The sequence below is a fragment of the Candidatus Hydrogenedentota bacterium genome (assembly GCA_035450225.1).
Taxonomy (GTDB): domain Bacteria; phylum Hydrogenedentota; class Hydrogenedentia; order Hydrogenedentales; family SLHB01; genus DSVR01.
In genome coordinates this window covers 1-1,848 of sequence record DAOTMJ010000104.1, presented here as the reverse complement: position 1 = coordinate 1,848, position 1,848 = coordinate 1, and the positions used below count along the sequence as shown (strand labels likewise).

At 59.5% G+C, this 1,848-nt stretch carries 2 protein-coding genes; one reads left to right on the top strand and one right to left on the bottom strand.

Translation table 11 applies throughout. The annotated features are described in order from the left end of the window. Positions 1-24: 24 nt before the first annotated feature. Positions 25-1,401 (bottom strand): IS4 family transposase, encoded by a 1,377-nt coding sequence (locus P5540_19875; protein ID HRT67073.1) that lies wholly within the window; start codon positions 1,399-1,401, stop codon positions 25-27. A gap of 102 nt (positions 1,402-1,503) precedes the next feature. Between P5540_19875 and P5540_19870 the strand changes: the two genes are divergently transcribed. Continuing rightward, positions 1,504-1,839 carry a hypothetical protein gene (locus P5540_19870; protein ID HRT67072.1) on the top strand — a complete coding sequence of 112 codons (336 nt, stop codon included), beginning with the start codon at positions 1,504-1,506 and terminating at the stop codon, positions 1,837-1,839. The last annotated feature ends 9 nt before the right edge of the window (positions 1,840-1,848 follow it).

Below are 1,848 nucleotides of genomic sequence, written 5' to 3'. Positions count from 1 at the left end.
CGAATGGCGCTAAGATAAGAACAGTCATGCGGCTGTACTTTTCTTTCCGCGATGGGGAATTTCGCGGAATATGCTTCTGGGTTTTGTCAGCAAGGGATACGGTTTTGGTCTGCGCTTGACGGCGCGCGGCTCTCTTCGTCCGGGTCTTTCGGGAAGAAGATCGAGCGCGATGATTTCGAGGAGTCTGTCGCGGAGTTCCTTGGATTTGCCCTTGGATCGGGCGCGAGACATGGCGGCGTGAAAGGCTCGCGCGGCGTCGATGGTTCCCTTGAAGCTGATGCGATGGCGTGGCACGCCGTGGCGGGTGGCGGCCTCGGCTTCGAGGCAGCGGATGAAGTTGTGGGCGACCAGATAGGCGAGGAGTTCCTTGCGAACCATGGCCGGGGTGCGGCACCGAAGCTCTTCCATCGCCATGGTGGTCTTCAAGTCGCGGAATCCAAGTTCGATCTCCCAGCGCATACGGTAGAGTACGGCGATGCGTTCGAGGGGATAGGCGACGGGGTCGAGCAGGGTCGTGGCGATCCAAAGGGTTTTGGTGCGAAATCCGTTGTGCTTGAGTTGAACGCGGAAGATGCGCACTTGGATAATTTCGGGCAATGCGTCCCATTCCTTCTGCTCGACGTAGTCGGGCCGTTGAATGGGCCGCGTCCATGTCGCGATCCAGTCTGAAGGGCCGATTCGACGCGCCTGTCGTTTGTCCAGCAACCGCCTCTGATGGAGGCGGAAGACCGAGTCGACCTTCCCGAGAAGCAGCGTCGCCATGGAGGCAAAGGCACAAAACGCGCGATCTCCCAAGGCGATGTCGCCGGGTTTGAACAGGTCGAAGAAAACCTTGAACATCCGAATGTCGTGAATGTGCTTGCCGGTTTCGCGGGCCGCCAGAACGGCGCCGCTGGCCAGCGAACTCAGCGCGAGCACCTTCATGTTCGGGAACCCGCAGCCTGGCTTTTGTCCGGGAGCATAGGGGTAAGTCTTGCGGTTGGCCGCTGTGTCGGGAAGGGTGACAGACGTGGCGTCGACGACCTTGACGGGACGGTTCCATCCCGGCACGCCTGCATGGCTGAGTTGGGCGGCGGTTTCGGCGGTATCGGCCAACGCCTTGCGCAGGGTGCTCTCCGGCAACCGGGTTCTGGCCTGGCAGTAGCCGCTGGTGCTTTCGTCGTATTTGAAGTTCTGGGTTTCGCGGGTCGCCTGGATCTGGCGGACAACTTCTCTGCAGGAGGTTCTCGGCTTGAGGACTTGCCAGATGAAGCTCCAGAACACGATGGCTGATGGATACTTGCGTTCTCGCCGTCGAGGGCCGTCTGCCGGAAATTCGGGACCCCGTTTCGGCAGGAACCGACTGAACTGCGCTTCCACGTCGATGAGCGACGAAAGGGGGGCGACGGCTCGCTTGCCCATGGCGGCTACTTGTGCGGCGAACTGTGGAAAACAGGGGGTGGCGTTGCGTTTCATAGGGCGGTATATATACCGCCCTATTGACGGATATGCTAGTCTGTTTTCATGAAACCAGGCGAAAAAGAATTAAAGGCGGAATATAGGCGTCTGCGCACCCAACTGGGCAAAACCCGTTGGATCAGCCACGGCTACGTGCAAGATCGCGGGCCGGGAGCCGGCGGACCCTGCTACCAGTGGACGCGCAAGGAACGTGGAAAAACCATTTCCGTCGCCCTGTCCAAAGAGCAATACCAACAGATGAAAAAGGCGATAGAGGCGTGGCGCGAGACCCAAGCGGCCCTCAAGCGCATGGAGCAGATCAGCCGCACCTTGATCTTTGAAAACACCCCCGGCCCGGCACGACGCAAGCCATTATCCCCAGAAGTATTAGGCCTTAATTAAGCGCCATTC